This window comes from Variovorax brevis (assembly GCF_030317105.1).
Taxonomy (GTDB): domain Bacteria; phylum Pseudomonadota; class Gammaproteobacteria; order Burkholderiales; family Burkholderiaceae_C; genus Variovorax; species Variovorax brevis.
This window is the reverse complement of sequence record NZ_JASZYG010000014.1, coordinates 1-16666: the sequence shown is the minus strand read 5'-3', so window position 1 is coordinate 16666 and position 16666 is coordinate 1. Positions and strand designations below refer to the sequence as shown.

Annotated in this window: 18 protein-coding genes; 9 read left to right on the top strand and 9 right to left on the bottom strand. The window is 65.1% G+C overall.

Annotation, left to right across the window (positions count from 1 at the left end):
* The first annotated feature begins 318 nt into the window (after positions 1 to 318).
* The 5 genes from QTI66_RS30465 (at position 319) to QTI66_RS30445 (ending at position 5973) form a co-directional block, all read left to right on the top strand.
* Complete coding sequence (locus QTI66_RS30465; protein WP_286564032.1) at positions 319 to 1098, top strand: ABC transporter ATP-binding protein; 780 nt, start codon at positions 319 to 321, stop codon at positions 1096 to 1098.
* Between the two features lie 4 nt (positions 1099 to 1102).
* Complete coding sequence (locus QTI66_RS30460; RefSeq protein ID WP_286564031.1) at positions 1103 to 2959, top strand: AMP-dependent synthetase/ligase; 1857 nt, start codon at positions 1103 to 1105, stop codon at positions 2957 to 2959.
* A gap of 28 nt (positions 2960 to 2987) precedes the next feature.
* Positions 2988 to 4157 carry an ABC transporter substrate-binding protein gene (locus tag QTI66_RS30455; RefSeq protein WP_286564030.1) on the top strand — a complete coding sequence of 390 codons (1170 nt, stop codon included), beginning with the start codon at positions 2988 to 2990 and terminating at the stop codon, positions 4155 to 4157.
* Between the two features lie 256 nt (positions 4158 to 4413).
* On the top strand, positions 4414 to 5361 hold the full coding sequence (locus QTI66_RS30450) for a DMT family transporter (protein ID WP_286564029.1): 948 nt from the start codon (positions 4414 to 4416) through the stop codon (positions 5359 to 5361).
* Positions 5362 to 5403: 42 nt separating this feature from the next.
* Entirely contained in the window at positions 5404 to 5973 is a 570-nt protein-coding gene (locus QTI66_RS30445; protein WP_286564028.1) for a DUF4124 domain-containing protein, read from the top strand.
* A gap of 72 nt (positions 5974 to 6045) precedes the next feature.
* Here the strand turns inward: QTI66_RS30445 and QTI66_RS30440 are convergent, their stop codons facing one another.
* The 7 genes from QTI66_RS30440 to QTI66_RS30410 all read right to left on the bottom strand — a co-directional run bounded on the left by QTI66_RS30440 (position 6046) and on the right by QTI66_RS30410 (position 13240).
* Entirely contained in the window at positions 6046 to 7497 is a 1452-nt protein-coding gene (locus QTI66_RS30440; RefSeq protein WP_286564027.1) for an NAD-dependent succinate-semialdehyde dehydrogenase, read from the bottom strand.
* A 65-nt stretch (positions 7498 to 7562) separates the two neighbouring features.
* Complete coding sequence (locus tag QTI66_RS30435; RefSeq protein WP_286564026.1) at positions 7563 to 7775, bottom strand: DUF3820 family protein; 213 nt, start codon at positions 7773 to 7775, stop codon at positions 7563 to 7565.
* 147 nt (positions 7776 to 7922) lie between these two features.
* Positions 7923 to 8573 carry a TetR/AcrR family transcriptional regulator gene (locus tag QTI66_RS30430; protein ID WP_286564025.1) on the bottom strand — a complete coding sequence of 217 codons (651 nt, stop codon included), beginning with the start codon at positions 8571 to 8573 and terminating at the stop codon, positions 7923 to 7925.
* A 49-nt stretch (positions 8574 to 8622) separates the two neighbouring features.
* Complete coding sequence (locus QTI66_RS30425) at positions 8623 to 9564, bottom strand: ABC transporter permease (protein ID WP_286564024.1); 942 nt, start codon at positions 9562 to 9564, stop codon at positions 8623 to 8625.
* Positions 9565 to 9574: 10 nt separating this feature from the next.
* Positions 9575 to 11077, bottom strand: a complete 1503-nt coding sequence (locus tag QTI66_RS30420; RefSeq protein ID WP_286564022.1) for a sugar ABC transporter ATP-binding protein — start codon at positions 11075 to 11077, stop codon at positions 9575 to 9577.
* A gap of 7 nt (positions 11078 to 11084) precedes the next feature.
* Complete coding sequence (locus tag QTI66_RS30415) at positions 11085 to 12131, bottom strand: ABC transporter permease (RefSeq protein WP_286564021.1); 1047 nt, start codon at positions 12129 to 12131, stop codon at positions 11085 to 11087.
* Positions 12128 to 13240 (bottom strand): sugar ABC transporter substrate-binding protein, encoded by a 1113-nt coding sequence (locus QTI66_RS30410; RefSeq protein ID WP_286564020.1) that lies wholly within the window; start codon positions 13238 to 13240, stop codon positions 12128 to 12130. The genes QTI66_RS30415 and QTI66_RS30410 overlap by 4 nt, the downstream gene beginning before the upstream one ends.
* 235 nt (positions 13241 to 13475) lie before the next feature.
* Here QTI66_RS30410 and QTI66_RS30405 point away from each other — a divergent pair, with 235 nt between their 5' ends.
* From QTI66_RS30405 to QTI66_RS30390, 4 genes are all read left to right on the top strand, one after another.
* Complete coding sequence (locus QTI66_RS30405) at positions 13476 to 14081, top strand: cupin domain-containing protein (protein ID WP_286564019.1); 606 nt, start codon at positions 13476 to 13478, stop codon at positions 14079 to 14081.
* A gap of 85 nt (positions 14082 to 14166) precedes the next feature.
* The gene (locus QTI66_RS30400) at positions 14167 to 14490 is read left to right on the top strand and encodes an ArsR/SmtB family transcription factor (protein WP_286564018.1); all 324 of its coding nucleotides are present in this window, start codon (positions 14167 to 14169) and stop codon (positions 14488 to 14490) included.
* A gap of 91 nt (positions 14491 to 14581) precedes the next feature.
* The gene (locus QTI66_RS30395) at positions 14582 to 15088 is read left to right on the top strand and encodes an arsenate reductase ArsC (RefSeq protein ID WP_286564017.1); all 507 of its coding nucleotides are present in this window, start codon (positions 14582 to 14584) and stop codon (positions 15086 to 15088) included.
* Positions 15085 to 15723: an aquaporin gene (locus QTI66_RS30390; protein WP_286564016.1), complete on the top strand. Its 639-nt coding sequence runs from the start codon at positions 15085 to 15087 to the stop codon at positions 15721 to 15723. Before QTI66_RS30395 ends, QTI66_RS30390 begins: the two co-directional genes overlap by 4 nt.
* Positions 15724 to 15787: 64 nt before the next feature.
* Here QTI66_RS30390 and QTI66_RS30385 read toward each other — a convergent pair whose 3' ends face one another.
* Complete coding sequence (locus tag QTI66_RS30385; protein ID WP_286564015.1) at positions 15788 to 16159, bottom strand: YidH family protein; 372 nt, start codon at positions 16157 to 16159, stop codon at positions 15788 to 15790.
* Between the two features lie 5 nt (positions 16160 to 16164).
* On the bottom strand, positions 16165 to 16666 hold a 502-nt coding region (locus QTI66_RS30380), incomplete at its 5' end, for an AMP-binding enzyme (protein ID WP_286564014.1).

Here is a 16666-nt window from a genome sequence, read left to right as displayed (position 1 = left end):
ACGTCCAGTTCACCCCCCACCCGTGAGCAGTGGACAGTTCACCCCCACCGTGTCCAGCGTCGGTGGGTGGTATGCCTGCGGGCGGCTGTTGAGCCTCGGGCGAGCACCGCAGCGAAAGGCGGGAAAAGGGCCGCAGCTGTTTGAGCGGAACGAAGTGCAGCGAGTTCTGCGGACCCCGCCTTTCGCGAGGAGCAGCAGCGAAGTCCGAAGGACCCGAGGCGTCAGCCGCCCGCAGGCATACCGCCCGCCGACGCCGCCCCAACGCTCCCTGTCCTATGGCCCCCCGACGCCCCCCGCACAACAACAAGGCGATAGAACATGAGCGCCGACAACAGCGTCCTCCAACTGCTCAACGTAGAAAGCGCCTACGGTCCCATCAAGGCGATTCGGGGCGTGAGCCTCAAGGTCAGGCCAGGCGAGATCGCGACCGTGCTCGGCTCCAACGGCGCCGGCAAGACGACCATCCTCAAGACCATCTCCGGCATCATCGACCCGCGCAAGGGCAGCATCGAGTTCAAGGGCCAGAACATCACCGCCAAGGACCCAGCGTTCATCGTGCAACAGGGACTCAGCCACGTGCCCGAAGGCCGTGAAGTGTTCCCGCTGCTCTCCGTCAAGGACAACCTGCTGATGGGCGCCTACACCCGCAAGGACCGCGACGGCGTGGCGCGCGACATCGAAACCGTCTACGCCTACTTTCCCATCCTACGCGAGCGCGCCACCCAGGACGCCGGGCTGCTGTCAGGCGGCCAGCAACAAATGCTCTCCATCTCGCGCGCCATCATGGCCGCGCCCGACCTCATCCTGCTCGACGAACCCAGCCTCGGGCTGTCGCCCAAGCTCACCAAGGAAATCTTCGAGATCGTCGTGCGCATCAATCGCGAGCGCGGCACCACCATCCTGCTCGTCGAGCAAAACGCCAACATGGCCCTCAACGCATCGGACTACGGCTACGTGCTGGAAAACGGCCGCATCGTCATGGAAGACACCTGCGAGCGCCTGCGCGAGAAAGAGGACATCAAGGAGTTCTACCTCGGCCTCAAGGAAGAGGGCGTGCGCGGTGAACGCCGGTGGAAGAAAAAGAAGACCTGGAGATGAACGCATGAAAGGCCTCTGGGACACCGACCACATGCAGCCGCGGCTCGACATCGTCGTGCCGGGCGAAACCATTCCCGCCATGTTCTGGAACGCCGCCAACATGCGCAGCGACAAGGTCTGGATGCGGCAGAAAAAACTGGGCATCTGGCGCAGCTGGACCTGGCGCCAGACCGCCGACGTGGTTCGCGAGATCGCGGGCGGCCTGCTCTCCCTCGGCTTCGGGCCCGGCGAATGCGCCTCGATCCTGTCGAACACCGTCATCGAATGGGTGCTCGCGGACCTGGCCGTGCTCAGTTGCGGCGGCGTGGCCAACGGCATCTACCCGACCGACGCCGCCTCGCAGGTGCAGTACCTCTGCGAAGACTCGCGCAGCACCATCCTCTTCGTGGAAGACGACGAACAACTCGACAAGGCGCTCGAAGTGCGCAACAGCCTTCCGCTGCTGCGCAAGGTCATCGTCTTCGACATGGAAGGTCTGCGCGAATTCAACGACCCCGGCGTCATCAGCCTCGACGCGCTGCAGGCGCTGGGCCGCGAGTACAACGCGGCGCACCCCGCTGCGATCGACGAACGCGTTGCCGCCTGCCGGCCGCAGGACCTCGCCATCCTCGTCTACACCTCAGGCACCACCGGCAAGCCCAAGGGCGCGATGCACAGCCACGCCGGCCTCGTCTACACCACGCGCGGCTACAACATGCTGGTGGCGCAGGACGAACGCGACGAACGCATGTGCTTCCTGCCGCTGTGCCACATCGCCGAACGCATGGGCGGCGAATACTTTGCGATGTACACGGGCTCGATCCTCAACTTCGTCGAGAACCCCGAAACGGTTCCCGAGAACGTGCGCGAGATCGCGCCCACGGTGTTCACGGCCGTGCCCCGCGTGTGGGAGAAGTTCTATTCCGGCGTGATGATCGCGCTCAAGGAAGCCAGCGGCGTGCAGCAGGCGGCCTATGCGTGGAGCATCGGCGTCGGCCAGAAGATCGCCGGCCATGTGCTCGCGGGTGAGCCGGTCAGTGGCGCGCTCAAGTTCAAGTTCCGCATTGCACGCCTGCTGGCGCTGGACAACGTGCGAAAGCTCATCGGCATCCATCGCGCACGCTTCCTGGTCACCGGCGCGGCGCCGATCTCGCCGGACCTTGTCAAGTGGTATCTCGCGCTGGGCGTTCCGATGCTTGAGGTGTGGGGCATGACCGAATCCTGCGGCGCTTCCACCGGCGTGCCGCCGCAACGCATCAAGCCCGGCTCCATCGGTCCCGCCGCGCGCTACAACGAAGTGCGTGTGGATGACGTCACGGGCGAGATCCTGGTGCGCGGACCCAACGTCTTCATGGGCTATCTCAACCTGCCCGAGAAGACCGCAGAGACCGTCGACGCCGATGGCTGGCTGCACACCGGCGACGTCGGCAGCATGGACGACGACGGCTACCTGCGCATCACCGACCGGATGAAAGACATCATCATCACGGCGGGCGGAAAGAACATCACGCCGAGCGAGCTGGAGAACGAACTCAAGTTCAGCCCCTACATCACCGACGCGGTGGTGATCGGCGACAAGCGCGCCTACCTCACGGTCATCGTCATGATCGACCAGGAGAACGTCGAGAAGTTTGCCCAGGACAACGACGTGCCCTTCAGCAACTACACCAGCCTGACGCGCGCGCAGGCGGTGCAGGACCTGATCCAGGCCGAAGTCGATCGCGTCAACGCGAAGTTCGCGCGCGTGGAGCAGATCAAGAAGTTCTTCCTGCTCGAAACGCAGCTGAGCGCCGAAGACGAAGAACTCACGCCGACGATGAAGCTCAAGCGCAAGCTGGTGCAGGCCAAGTACGCCGAGCGCATCGACGCCATGTACGCATAGATTTTTTGTGACCCCAAAGGAGACTGTGATGAAGACGTTGACAGCATTGGCCCTTGCGACTTCGTTGGCGCTGGGCGCCGGCGCGGCAAGGGCGCAGCAACAGGGCGTGAGCAAGGACGAGATCCGCATCGGCACCATCCAGGACCTGTCGGGTCCGCTCGCCGGCTATGGCAAGCAGGTGCGCAGCGGGATGCAGCTGGCGGTCGATGAATACAACGAGCAGGGCAGCATCCACGGCCGCAAGCTCAAGCTCTTCGTCGAGGACTCCGGCTACGACCCCAAGAAGGCGGTGCTCGCGGCGCAGAAGCTGGTCAACCAGGAAAAGATCTTCATCATGGCCGGCCACATCGGCACGGCGCAGAACATGGCGGCGATGCCCGTGCAGTTCGAGAAGAACGTCGTCAACTTCTTCCCGATCGCCGCGGCGCGCGAAATGTACGAGCCGCTCAACCGGCTGAAGTATTCCTTCGCGGCCACCTACTACGACCAGATGCGCCTGACCCTGCCCAAGATGATCAAGGACAAGGGCGCCAAGCGCGTGTGCACCATCTACCAGGACGACGAGTTCGGCCTCGAAGTGCAGCGCGGCGCCGAAGCCGGCCTGAAGGTCGCGGGCCTCGAACTGGTCGAGAAGACCTCGTTCAAGCGCGGCGCCACCGATTTCTCGTCGCAGGTCGCGAAGATGAAGGCCGCCAATTGCGACCTCGTCGTGCTCGGCACCATCATCCGCGAGACCATCGGCACCATCGGCGAGGCGCGCAAGACGGGCTTCAATCCGGCCTTCCTGGGCACCAGTGCGGCCTACACCGACCTCATCCACAAGCTGGGCGGCAAGGCCATGGATGGCTTGTACGCCACCATGACGGTGCAGAACCCCTACACCGACGAGCAGTCGCAGCCGCTGCGCTTCTGGGCCAACAAGTACAAGACCAAGTTCAACGAAGACCCGGCGGTGTTCTCGGTGTATGGCTACCTGGTCATCCAGTCCTTCGTGCAGGCCGCGCAGAAGGCCGGACCGAACCTGACGACCGACACGTTCATCAAGGCCATGGACACCATGACCTATGAGCCCGACATGTTCGGCAGCCCCAAGAGCAACTACACCGCCACCAAGCGCCTGGGCAACGACCAGTCGCGCCTGTCGCAGATCGTCGATGGCAAATGGAAGGTGATGTCGGACTACGTCGGCGCGCAGTAACTGGGCTCGCCCCCAGGCTTGCTCACTTCGTGTAGCCCCAACCCCCTACCGGGGGCAACACCAGCGGCCCGGAGAGCTATTGCTCGCCCCCAGGCTTGCTCACTTCGTGTAGCCTCCAACCCCCTACCGGGGGCAACACCGGCGGCCCGGCAAAGCCGGTTCCGCGGTGTTCCTGGCATGTGCATGACATGCCTTTACATGAGATGCGGGCTTCGTCGCCAGCGCGGATCCTGCGTGGCTGCAACAATGCGACCCGATGCAATCCCTCACCCGGCTCCAGCTTGCGCTGCTCATTCCACTCACGCTCGTATGGGGCCTGAACTGGCCCGTCATGAAACTGGGGATCGACGGCTTTCCGCCGTTGACCTTCCGGGCGATCTCCATCTGGCTGGGCGTGCCCATCCTCGGCGCGGTGCTGGTGGCGATGAAGGTGCCCTTTCGCGTGCCGCGCAGGCACTGGGCACAACTGCTGTGGCTGGCGGCCACCAACATGTTCGTCTGGCATGCCTGCATCATCCTGGCGGTGAAGCACTTGCCCAGCGGACGCTCGGCCATCCTCGGCTACAGCATGCCGATCTTCTCGGCGGTGATCGGCGCGCTGCTGTTCTCGACGGCGCTCACGCGGCGCGGCTGGCTGGGCGTGACGGCTGCCGCGGTGGGCGTCGGCCTGTTGCTGTGGCATGAGTCCACCGATCTGGCCGGCCAGCCCGGCTACGTTGCGCTGGCGCTCTTTGCGGCCTGCACCTGGGCGCTGGGCACGCAACTGTTGCGCCGCACGACCCTCACGGTGCCGACGCTCACGCTTTCGTTCTGGATGACCACGCTCACCGCTGTGGTGTTGACGCTGCTCGGTGTGCTGTTCGAGCAACCGCAATGGCGGATGCCCGGCACCGCGACCTGGGGCGCCATCATCTACAACGCGATCCTCATCTTCGGCTTTGCGCACGCCGCATGGTTCGTGCTGGCGCGCGGCCTGCCGCCCGTGGCCTCGTCCTTGAGCGTGATGCTGATTCCGGTGATCGGCGTCTTCAGCAGCGCGCTGTGGCTGGGCGAGACGGTGCACTGGCAGGACTGGACGGCGGTGGTGCTGATGGTGGTGGCCATTGGCTCGGTCTTGTGGCCGGCGAGGGCGACGGCTGCGTCGAAGACTGCGGCGGCGGACGCAAGGGTAGCCGCCAGCGCAGCGCCCGCGCCACGTCGCTGACCGGCCCTGCAAGAGCCAATTGGCGCGCGCACAATGCCGGACATGCGCCGCCTTGTCGTTCCTTGTGCCTTCATCGCCTTGCTGGCCACGGCCGCGCACGCCGAGGTGATCCGCTGCGCCGACCCGGCCGGCAACGTGAGCTACACCGACGGCGCCTGCCCTGCGGGCACGCGGCGCACGGGCGGCGTCGGCGGCGCGGCAGTCAGTGTGGTGCCCGCACCCGAAGTTCCCATGGCCTCCGATGTACCGGCCCGGGACCCCCATGCCAACGCCGCCCCGCCACGTGCGCCGCTGCAAAACGCAATGCCCGGGGGGCCGGCCATCATCGGCAACAGCGCCAATACCATCGGCGCCGCATCGAACCCTGTGAACCCCTCGGTCGGCGACGCGGTGGTGCTCGACGATGGCTATGGCTACCCGGGTGTCTACGGCGGGGCGTATCGCCGGCCGCCGGTGCCGCGCGACCAGCGCCCGCGCATCCGCCACTGCGATGCGACCGGTTGCCGCGACACCCAGGGCAACACATGGAATCGCAACGGTCAACTGGACCGCTACCAGTCGATCGACGGCAAGACCTGCCGGCCCGTGGGCACGACCACCCTGTGCCGCTGAAGCAGGGCCAACAACAATAAAAAAGCGCGGCAACGCATCCGTCGCCGCGCTCAACAAAACGCAAAGCCTGCGTCAGGCCGCCATGATCGACACGGCCTTGGTCACCACATAGGCTTCCATGGCTTCCGGGCCGCCTTCCGAGCCGTAGCCCGAATCCTTCACGCCGCCGAAGGGCATTTCAGGCGTGGGCGCTGCGGGCTGGTTGATCCACAGCATGCCGACTTCCACCTGCTGCGCCAGGATGTGCGCGTTCTTGATCGACTGCGTGAAGGCGTAGCCGGCCAAGCCGAAGGGCAGGCGGTTGGCTTCGGCAATGGCTTCTTCCAGCGTGTCGAAACCGCGGATGGCGGCGATGGGGCCGAAGGGTTCGTTGTTGAACACGTCGGCTTCGAGCGAGACTTCGTCCAGCACGGTGGGTGCGAAGAAGTTGCCATCGCTGCCCACGCGCTCGCCGCCGGTCAGCACCTTGGCGCCGGTCTTGCGCGCGTCGGCCAGGATCTTGTCCATGGCGCCGATGCGGCGTGCGTTGGCCAAGGGGCCGAGGGTGGTGCCTTCGACCAGGCCGTCGCCCAGCTTGAGGCGCTCGGTCTGGGTGGTGAGCGCCTTCGCGAACTCGGCGCGGATGCTGTTGTGCACCAGGAAGCGGGTCGGCGAGATGCAGACCTGGCCGGCGTTGCGGAACTTCGCGCCGCCCGCGGCCTTGACCGCCAGGCCGATGTCGGCATCGGCCGCGACGATGACGGGTGCGTGGCCGCCCAGTTCCATCGTGGCGCGCTTCATGTGCAGGCCAGCCATGGCAGCCAACTGCTTGCCGACCGGCGTCGAGCCCGTGAAGGTCACCTTGCGGATGACGGGGTGCGGAATCAGGTAACTGGAGATTTCAGCCGGGTCGCCATACACCAGGCCGACCACGCCGGGCGGAATGCCGGCATCGACGAAGCACTGCATCAGCGCAGCGGGCGAGGCGGGCGTTTCTTCCGGCGCCTTGCACAGGAAGGAGCAGCCGCTGGCCAGTGCCGCGCCGAGCTTGCGCACGATCTGGTTGATGGGGAAGTTCCACGGCGTGAAGGCGGCGACGGGGCCGATGGCTTCCTTCATGACCAGTTGCGAGGAATTGAGGTTGCGCGATGGCACGATGCGGCCATACAGGCGGCGGCCTTCGTCGGCAAACCATTCGATGATGTCGGCGCCGGCGGTGGCTTCGCCGCGCGCTTCGACATAGGGTTTGCCTTGTTCTTGCGTGAGGATGCGGCCGATGTCGCCGGCGCGCTCGCGCAGCAGGCCGGCGGCCTTGCGCATGATGATGGCGCGCTCGTTGGCGGGCGTCCTGCGCCACTTTTCAAAGCCGGCCTGTGCGGCGGCCAGCGCGCGGTCCAGGTCGGCGGTGCCGGCGTGCGCAACCTTGCCGATCGTCTTGCCGGTGGCGGGGTTGACCACGTCGATGGTCTTGCCACTGGCGGCGTCGCACCATTCGTTGGCGATGAGCAGGCGGGTGTCGGGGTAGGTGGTGGTTGTGGTCGTCATGCGAAGTCCTCAAATCGGACGCCGATGATAGGCCGGCGCCGCGTCCCCGCCCGGCGCAGGGGAAATCAGCGGCGGCGCAGGGGCGCCAGCAGCTGCTTGAGGCCGTTGTGGTCGATTTCGTGCATGAGCTGCAGCAGCCGGCCAATCTCGCCCTTGGGAAAGCCTTCGCGGGCGAACCACGTCAGGTAGTTGCCCGGCAGGTCGGCGATGACCTTGCCCTTGTGCTTGCCGAAGGGCATTTGGAGGGTGCAAAGCTTTTCGAGGTCGTCCGGGGTCATGGGTCAATGGTAGTTGCCTCTCCATCTTGTCCCCTCTCCCTCCGGGAGAGGGTCAGGGTGAGGGCACCGGGCGGTTGAAATGCTGCAACGCTATTTGAGGCCCGGTGCCCTCACCCCCGCCCTCTCCCGGAGGGAGAGGGAGCAAGATCAGGCGCCGTCGGGGTCGCGCAGCACCAGCCGCAGGATCGTGTCCATGTTGAACTTCAACCGCGCCGCCAGCGCGTCGCGGCTGGTGAAATTGAAGCCGAACAGAACCGCGCCCGTATGGCGGTTGTTCAGGTAATAAAACGCGATCGCCGCAATGGTGATGCACAGCTGCACCGCGTCGATGCCGCTGCGAAAAACGCCCTCGGCCGCGCCGCGCTTGAGGATCGCATCGACGCTCTCGACGTACGCCTTCTGCAGCTTGCGCAACTGCTTGTTGCCGGCAATGTGCCGTGCTTCGTGGAGGTTGGCGCTGTTGACCAGCGTGATGAACTCGGGGTTGTCCAAGTAGTACTGCCAGGTGAACAGCACCAGCTTTTTCAGCGCCTCCACTGGTGGCAGGGCATCGAGCCCCAGTGTCTGCTCATTGCCGCGGATGCCGGTGTAGGCGGCCTCGACCACGGCTTCGAACAGCTGCTCCTTGCCGCCGAAGTAGTGATAGATCATGCGCTTGTTGGCGCCCGAGGTTTCGGCAATCACGTCAACGCGGGCGCCGGCCAGGCCAAGCTTTGCAAACTCGACCTTGGCGGCCGCCAGGATGTCGGCCTTGGTCGCTTCCGGGTCGCGTGCGCGGAACGGCATCAATTCGCCCATGGGATTCGTCGCTTTGTTGGGGAAGATGCCAATGGTAGCCTTCGGCGCGCTATTTGACCGTGGCGAGCTTGCTGCGGTCGATCGTCAGTGCAATGGCCACCGTCAGCACGATGCCGAACACGATCTGCTGCGCCGTGGCCGGCACTTCCAGGTACACCATGCCGGTGCGGATCACGGCCACGATCATGGCGCCGATGAGCGTGTTGAGCACGCCGCCGACACCGCCCGTGAGAGGCGTGCCGCCGATCAGCACCGCGACGATGGCCGGCAGCAGGAAGCCCTCCGCCAGATTGGGCGCGCCGCCCGCGAGCTTCACGGAGAACAGCAAACCCGCGAAGGCCGCGATGAGCCCCGAAAGGGTGTAGACGGCGATCTTGTAGCGTTCCACGCGCAGGCCCGATGCGGCCGCCGCCGGCTCGCCCGCCCCGATGGCTTTCAGCGCGCGGCCAAAGGTGGTGCGGCGCTCGACGAAGAGCATCACGGCCAGCAGCGCGCCGGCGATCAGCACCTCGTGCGGAATGCCCGCCGTGCTCGCGGTGACCCAGCCAAAAGACTGCTCGCGCAGGGCCGCGTCCATGAAGATCGCGCGCTGGCCCGAGGCGTACTGGCCGATGGACAGCGCAATGCCACCAATGGCCAGCGTGGAAATGAAGGACGGTACCTTGAGCCGCGTCGACGCGTAGCCCGAGACAAAGCCCAGCAGCGCACCCACGGCCACCACGCCGAAGGCCGACCACACGCCGAGCCAGGGGAGTGACAGCGTGGCGAGCACGGTCGTCATGTTGGCCACCGACTGCGCCGACAGGTCGATGCCGCCGATGAAGATCACCAGCGTGATGCCCAGCGCCATCACGAACAGCGTGGAGACGTCGGCGGTCATCTGCAGCAGGTTGGACGGTTGCAGGAAGCCGGGGTTGATGGCGCTCACCGCGAGCGTGAGCATGAGCAGTGTCAGCCAGGGGAGGTGAGGGCGGATTTTTTCGAAGGTCATGGCGAGCTCTTCAGGTCATGTGGTGAACGAGGTCGAATAACGTGGGTTTATTGCCGGGCACGCAGTCGAACCACTGCTGCACCTTTCCGTCGCGCAGCACGGCAATCGTGTGCGAGAGGCCGATCGCCTCTTCCAGCGTGTCGGCCATCAGCAGCACGCCGCAGCCGTCGTCGCACATCTCGCGGATGACTTCGTAGATGTGTTCCTTGGCGCCGATGTCGACGCCGCGCGTGGGGTGGTCCAGCAGGATCACATCCGCGCCGCTGCTGCGCCATTTCGAGATGACGACCTTCTGCTGGTTGCCGCCCGAGAGCTTGCCCGCGTTGGCGTCGACCGAGGGCGTCTTGATCTCCAGGCGCTTTACCCATTGCTGCGCGGTCGCGCGTTCGGCCTTGCGCTGGAGCACGCCGCCGCGGCTGTAGCGGCCCATCTGCGAGAGCGTCATGTTCTCGAACACCGACATGCCGCCGACGATGCCCTCGATCTTGCGTTCGCGCGGGATGTAGCCCACGCCGTGCTTCACGCCATTGGCCGCATTGAAGCGTCGCACCGCCTTGCCCTTGATTTTGAGCGAACCGCTGTGCGGCTTCTCCAGGCCGAACACGGTGCGCATGATCTCTTCGCCGCCCGAGCCTTCGACGCCGACCAGGCTCAGCACCTCGCCGCGCCGTAGCCGGAAAGTGATGTCCTCGAATTTGCCGGCGTGCGTGAGTCCGTCGGCCTCGATCAGCACCTCCTGCGAGCAGGGCTTCTGCTTTTCCTCGCGGTAGTAAGCCGTGCTGATCTCGCGCCCGACCATCTTCTGCTGGATGCTCTCGGCCACGGCCGTCTTGCCGTCGACCACGTCGACCACCGCGCCGTCCTTCATGACGTAGATGCGGTCGGAGATGTCGATGACTTCGTCCATGCGGTGCGACACGAACACGAAGGAGGCCCGCGCGCGCAGCCGGCGGATCAGCCTGAACAGCAACTGCACTTCGTCCTTCGACAGCACGGAGGTCGGCTCATCCAGCAGGATCACCAGGTCGCCTTCGATGCGCTCTTCCAGCGCCATGACTTTGGCCAGCTCCACCAGTTGGCGCTGCGCGAACGACAGCTTCGACAGCGGCGTGCGCGGGTCGATGTCCAGCTCGACCTTGGCCAATTGCTGGCGCGCGGCCGCGGCCATCTTCTTCCAGTTGACGATGCCCCAGCGCACGAACTGCTGCTCGAAGCCGATGAAGATGTTCTCCATCACCGAGAGGTTGGGAATGAGCGATTGCTCCTGGAACACCATGCCGATGCCCTGAAGCATCGCGTCGCGCGGGCTGGCGAAGGCTGTGGGCTTGCCATTGAGCAGCACCTCGCCGCCGTCGTGTTGGTACGCGCCGTAGAGCACCTTCATCAACGTCGACTTGCCGGCGCCGTTCTCGCCGACCAGACCGACGATCTCGCCGCGCCCGATCTCGAAGTCGATGCCCTTGAGGGCGTGCACGCCGGGAAAGCGCTTCTCCACTTTTCTGAATTCAAGCATGGCGGCCTCACTTCACGAGCGATTGGTTCTTGCGGTTGACGGCCAGTGCGACCGAAAGGATGACCAGCACGCCGAGCACGCCGTCCTGCAGGTAGTTGGGCAGCCCCACCACGACCATGCCGTTGTTGATGACGCTGACGATCAACACACCGACGACCGCGTTCCACACGCCACCGCTGCCACCCATGAGCGAGGTGCCGCCGATCACCACCGCCGTGACGGATGCGAACATGAAGTTCGAGCCCGTGAGCGATTCCGCCATGCCGCCGCGCGCCACCGCGAAGATGGCGGCAAGCGCATAGAACACGCCTGCCAGCATGAAGCCGAGGATGCGCACGCGCTTGACGTTCAGGCCGCTCGCGTGGGCCAGATCCTCACCACCGCCCACCGCGTAGAAGTGGCGCCCGAGGATGGTCTTGCGCTGGATGAACCACGCGACGAACACCAGCGCGATGGCCAAGTACACCATCAGCGGAAAGCCGCCGATGCGAAGGAAGATCAGCGCGCGAAAGGCGTTGTCGTCCACGCGCAGGATGTCGCCGCCCGTCAGCAGCACCGACAGGCCCATGCCGACGAATCCCATCGCCAGGCTCGACATGAACGACGGGATGCTCAGCTTGACGTGCACCACGCCGTTGACGAAGCCGATCAAGGCGCCCGCCAGCAGCGCCGCGGGAATGGCCAGCCAGCCCCACGCCGCCAGTTCGCCGCCGAGCGCGCTGAACAGGATGGCGAAGAGCACTGCCGTGGTGGAGATCGTGCCTTCCATCGACAGGTCGATGGAGCCCATCACGATGATGAAGGTCACGCCCACCGCCACCATCAGCGCGGGTGCCGCCGCGATCGCGATTCGGGCCAGATTGGCCAGCGTCATGAACTTCGGGTTGGCCGCCGCAAAGCCCAGCACCAGGGCCGCCAGCACCAGCGCGGGCGCCCATTGCATCCACGACACCGGGCGCGCCGCGGCAGTGGTTCGCGCGGGCATCGACGCCTGCAGGCTGCTGCCTGCTGCCGCGCTGCGCCGCAGTCCCGTTGTCGCCATGTGCGCGGTCACGCCCTGGCTCCGTACTTGATCTGGCCGCCGGAGGTGCCCCAGAAATCGGTCCAGTCGTACTTGGGGGTGCTGCTGATGTATTTCTTCTTGAACTCGGCTGCGTCCTTCTGCGTGATCATGATCGACGGGCCGTAGAACTCGCGATGCTCTTTCGGCTCGGCCGAGGGCTTGAACTTGCCGATGGCCGCGTAGTAGGCCAGCGCCGCGGTGATGCCGCCGCCCCAGTGCGGGTTGGTGAACACGGTCGTGAGCAGGTCGCCCTTGACGACCAGGTCCACCGCCTCCGGGCTGCCGTCGTAGCCCACCACCGGCAGCTTGCGCCCGTCGGCCTTGAGCGCTTCGAGCACGCCGTAGGCCATCGAATCGTTGGCGCAGAACACGCCGCCGATCTTCGTGCCGAAGCGGGTCAGGAAGCCTTCCATCACCTGGTTGGCCTTCTGCGTGGACCAGTCGCCCGGCTGGTAGTCCAGCAACTGGATGCCGGGGAAGTCCTTGAGCGCTTTCTTCATGCCGTTGAATCGCTCGATGGCCGGGTTGTTGGCCGCGATGCCGCCCACGCCGACGATCGCGCCCTTGCCGCCCATGGCGGTGAAGAGCGTGCGCGCGGTCTGCTCGGCCGGGCCTTCGTCGGACCAGGTCATGTGCGAAACCCAGGCGTCGCCGAAGTCCCAGGGGTGCAGGTCGTCGGGCTTGTTCCAGATGGTCGAGACGAAAGCGCCGGCCTTGCGCACCGCCTCCACGATGGGCCGGCAATTGGGCGCGTCGTTCGCGTCGCAGGCAATGGCCGCCTTGCCGCCGGTCTTGGACAGGAAGGCCTGGATGTCCGACAGCGACTTTTGCGAACTGCCGTTGTTCAGCAAGTGGACCATGTCGGACTTCTTCATGCCCACGCTCTCGACGAAGGATTCGCCACCCGAGGCGATCGCGTGCCAGTAGGGGTTGTTGCGATCGCGATAGCTCCAGGCGACGGCCGGCTTGCCCTGCTGCTGCGCGAAGGCCGCCAGCGGATTGGTGGCCGCGCCGATGCCGACCAATCCGTACGCACTGGCCAACAGGAAGTCGCGACGCCGCGCGGTTTGCTGGTCGATGAAGTTCTTGATGAAGGCCATGGCTGTCTCCTTGGAGGTGAGAGGGTGTGGTGCAATGTCTATGTAACTATCCGGTTAGTTATTGTTGTCGCCCGAAAGGACTAAGTCCATAGGGTTTAGCCTAGTAACTGGCTGGTTATTTGAGGTGGTATGTGGGCCGTGCGTTAGCTCGGCGCCTTGATGGCCTTCGACCCGGAGCGGCGAGGGGCCTGCGCAGGGCCTGCGTGAACCATGTTCACGGGCCGCCATCTGCGGCATGATGCTTTCTTCAGCACGGCATCGCTTGCAAACAGGAAACGCCATGAATGCACGTCGAGTTGTCACCGGTCATAGCGCCGAATCGTTTGCGGTCTTCGCGAGCGACGATGTGGTCGAGCCTGACGTTGTCGCCGGCCTGGGCTTCCAGTTCCTCAAGCTCTGGGGCGCGGATAGCCTTCCGTCATTTCCCGATGCGGGAAGCGCACAGGCCTATCGCGATTACTTTCCTCCAGCGGGTGGATTCCGATTCGGCATCTTTACCCTTCCTCCGGAGCGAGAGGTGCCTCTGGAGCCGGCAGAACGAAAGAACGTGTACGTTCAAATGGAACAGAAGTTTCCCGGTCTGGCCGCACACATCGAAGCCAGGAATCCAGGGATGCACACCAGCGATTCCATCGACTTCGGCTACGTCATCTCCGGCAGCATCTGGCTCGAACTGGACAATGGTGCAACGAGGGAGCTTCACGCCGGCGACACCTACGTACAGAACGGCACGCGTCACGCGTGGCGAAATCGCAGTTCGGAGCCGGCCAGCATCCTCGTGGTGCTGGTCGGGACAAGACGTGAGCCAACAGGCCTTTCTGTGGCTCAGAGCCAGCGCTGACCCGGCCCGGCCTTCGCTCTCAATCGCCCTGGATCCCGCGCGTCTCGGCTCTTGAATCCCCGCATATTTCCAGTATTATGGAAACATGGAAGAAAATGAAGTGGTTCGATCGCTTGCCGCACTGGCTCAAGGCGCCCGCCTCCGGGTATTCCGTGCCCTGGTGATCGCCGGCCACCAAGGCATGACACCCGGCGTGATGGCCGAGGGATCCGGCATCCCGCCCGCAACGCTGTCCTTTCACCTCAAGGAGCTGATGAACGCCGGTTTGGTCAGCCAGGAGCGCCAGGGCCGCAATCTGATCTACCGGGCTTCATTCGAGCGCATGAACGCGCTCCTGGGCTATCTCACCGAGAACTGCTGCCAGGGCGAGGCGTGTGCTGTGGACGCGGTGAACGCCTGTTCGTGTTGAAGGAAATCTCCATGAAGCAATCCGGTGTGCACTTGAAGGTGCAAGCCTTGCCAGCGCCCATCGCCTTCGATTCAAGGTAATGGGGCCTGACATGAGCGAATCGAAGCCGATCAACGTGCTGTTTCTGTGCACCCACAACTCGGCGCGCAGCATCCTGGCCGAGGCAACCCTGAACCACATCGGCGGCGGGCGCTTTCACGCATTTTCGGCGGGCTGCAGTCCGCGCGCGAATCAGCAGCCCAATCCGATGGCGCTGGACGTGCTGAGCAAGGCGGGCATCGCAACAGAGGGCTTGCGCAGCAAGAGCTGGGACGAATTCGGCAAACCCGACGCACCGCGCATGGACCTCGTCATCACCGTGTGCGACAACGCTGCGGGCGAGGTTTGCCCGTACTGGCCAGGACAACCGGCAACGGCGCACTGGGGCTACGCCGATCCGTCGGAGGCGCAGGGGTCAGTCGAGGACAAGCTCGAAGCCTTTCGGCAGACATTGCACGCCATCCGCCGGCGGCTTGAACTGCTGGTGAACCTGCCACAGGCGAGCGTTGACAAGTTGACGCTCCAGACGCAGGCACGAGAACTGGCCGGCAAGTCATGAACGTCTGGCACAAGGCGCTGGCCGAGCTGCTGGGCACGGCCGGCTTGCTGTGCGCGGTCGTGGGCTCGGGCATCATGGCCGAGCGCCTGTCGGGTGGCAATGGGGCCATCGCGCTGTTGGCCAACACCCTCGCCACCGTGTTCGCGCTCTACGTGCTGATCGAGGTCTTCGGTCCGATCAGTGGTGCGTACTTCAACCCGGCCGTCAGCATCGTCATGGCGCTGCGCCGCGAACTGCCGGCCGCAAGCCTGTGGGCATACGTGCTGGCCCAGTTGACGGGCGCGATGCTGGGCGCCTGGTTGGCCAACGCCATGTTCGATCTCAGCGTGCTCCAGTGGAGCTTGAAGACGCGCAGCGGATGGGGTCAATGGATCGCTGAACTCGTGGCGACTTCCGGCCTGGTGCTGGTGATCCTGCGCGCGCCGGCAGGCAAGGCCGCGCAGTGGGTGGCCTGCTACATCGGTGCGGCCTACTGGTTCACGTCCAGCACATCATTCGCCAACCCGGCGGCGGTGTTCGGGCGCATGTTCAGCGACAGCTTTGCCGGGATCGCACCGGGCAGTGCGCCTGGCTTTGTCGTGGCCGAGTTGATCGGCGCCGCAGTCGGTGTTTGGGTCTGTCGAATCGTGCGCTGAGAACTGCCCTGGCGAGGGAGCGCTGATGGCAGGCTTCGGCCTCGGGAATGCCAGGCGCGCCGCTTCACCCCGTGACTACAAACCACGCCGCCATTGCCACCGCAGCCGCTGCAAGTGCCACGTTCACAGCAGTTCCCGGCCAGGTCATATGACCGCGCGGCACTTCGGGGTGGCTGAGTTCCCGAAGGAAGCGCTGGAACTGCCAGGCCGACAAGACGGCGACGGCGGCCCCTGTCGTCAGCAGGAAAACCCCGAAGAACAGGGAGGCGTGGCCGTGCACCGGCGGCAACTGCGCGTCATTGGCAACGACGCGCATGAACAAGCCGAATCGCTCGACGACGAACCCCAGGCCGATCAACGCAATCGAGGTGCGCTGCCAAGCCAGCAGGGTTCGTTCCGCAGCGAAGTAGACCCGGGGATCGTCCAGATAGGACATCGTCCTCAGGCCACTGCCGCCGCTTCCGTTGCGCGAAGTTCGCGCCGCAGGATCTTGCCCACGGTGGACTTGGGCAAGGCATCGATGAAGTGCACGACCTTCGGCACCTTGTAGCCCGTGAGCGACGCGCGGCAATGCGCGATGACGTCTTGCGGTGCCAGCGTGGCGCCCGCCGCCTTCACGACGAACAGCTGGATCGCCTCGCCGGTCTTCTCGTCGGGCACGCCGATGCAGGCGCACTCGGCCACGCCGGGGCAGCTTGTTGCCACCGCCTCGATCTCGTTCGGGTACACGTTGAAGCCCGAGACGATGATCATGTCCTTGATGCGGTCTACGATCTTGAGGTAGCCGCGCTCGTCGAACACGCCGACGTCGCCCGTGCGGAAATAGCCGTCGGCCGTGAAGGCGCCGGCATTGACCTCAGGCTTTTCCCAGTAGCCGCTCATGACCTGCGGACCCTTGGCGCAGATTTCGCCGGCCTGGCCCAGCGGCACTTCGTTGCCGGCG

What these genes read in the sequence shown, in the direction of transcription:
- QTI66_RS30465 (WP_286564032.1), top strand. Translation starts at nt 319, where the DNA reads ATGAGCGCCGACAACAGCGTCCTCCAACTGCTCAACGTAGAAAGCGCC.
- QTI66_RS30460 (WP_286564031.1), top strand. Translation starts at nt 1,103, where the DNA reads ATGAAAGGCCTCTGGGACACCGACCACATGCAGCCGCGGCTCGACATC.
- QTI66_RS30455 (WP_286564030.1), top strand. Translation starts at nt 2,988, where the DNA reads ATGAAGACGTTGACAGCATTGGCCCTTGCGACTTCGTTGGCGCTGGGC.
- QTI66_RS30450 (WP_286564029.1), top strand. Translation starts at nt 4,414, where the DNA reads ATGCAATCCCTCACCCGGCTCCAGCTTGCGCTGCTCATTCCACTCACG.
- QTI66_RS30445 (WP_286564028.1), top strand. Translation starts at nt 5,404, where the DNA reads ATGCGCCGCCTTGTCGTTCCTTGTGCCTTCATCGCCTTGCTGGCCACG.
- QTI66_RS30440 (WP_286564027.1), bottom strand. Translation starts at nt 7,497, where the DNA reads ATGACGACCACAACCACCACCTACCCCGACACCCGCCTGCTCATCGCC.
- QTI66_RS30435 (WP_286564026.1), bottom strand. Translation starts at nt 7,775, where the DNA reads ATGACCCCGGACGACCTCGAAAAGCTTTGCACCCTCCAAATGCCCTTC.
- QTI66_RS30430 (WP_286564025.1), bottom strand. Translation starts at nt 8,573, where the DNA reads ATGGGCGAATTGATGCCGTTCCGCGCACGCGACCCGGAAGCGACCAAG.
- QTI66_RS30425 (WP_286564024.1), bottom strand. Translation starts at nt 9,564, where the DNA reads ATGACCTTCGAAAAAATCCGCCCTCACCTCCCCTGGCTGACACTGCTC.
- QTI66_RS30420 (WP_286564022.1), bottom strand. Translation starts at nt 11,077, where the DNA reads ATGCTTGAATTCAGAAAAGTGGAGAAGCGCTTTCCCGGCGTGCACGCC.
- QTI66_RS30410 (WP_286564020.1), bottom strand. Translation starts at nt 13,240, where the DNA reads ATGGCCTTCATCAAGAACTTCATCGACCAGCAAACCGCGCGGCGTCGC.
- QTI66_RS30405 (WP_286564019.1), top strand. Translation starts at nt 13,476, where the DNA reads ATGATGCTTTCTTCAGCACGGCATCGCTTGCAAACAGGAAACGCCATG.
- QTI66_RS30400 (WP_286564018.1), top strand. Translation starts at nt 14,167, where the DNA reads ATGGAAGAAAATGAAGTGGTTCGATCGCTTGCCGCACTGGCTCAAGGC.
- QTI66_RS30395 (WP_286564017.1), top strand. Translation starts at nt 14,582, where the DNA reads ATGAGCGAATCGAAGCCGATCAACGTGCTGTTTCTGTGCACCCACAAC.
- QTI66_RS30390 (WP_286564016.1), top strand. Translation starts at nt 15,085, where the DNA reads ATGAACGTCTGGCACAAGGCGCTGGCCGAGCTGCTGGGCACGGCCGGC.
- QTI66_RS30385 (WP_286564015.1), bottom strand. Translation starts at nt 16,159, where the DNA reads ATGTCCTATCTGGACGATCCCCGGGTCTACTTCGCTGCGGAACGAACC.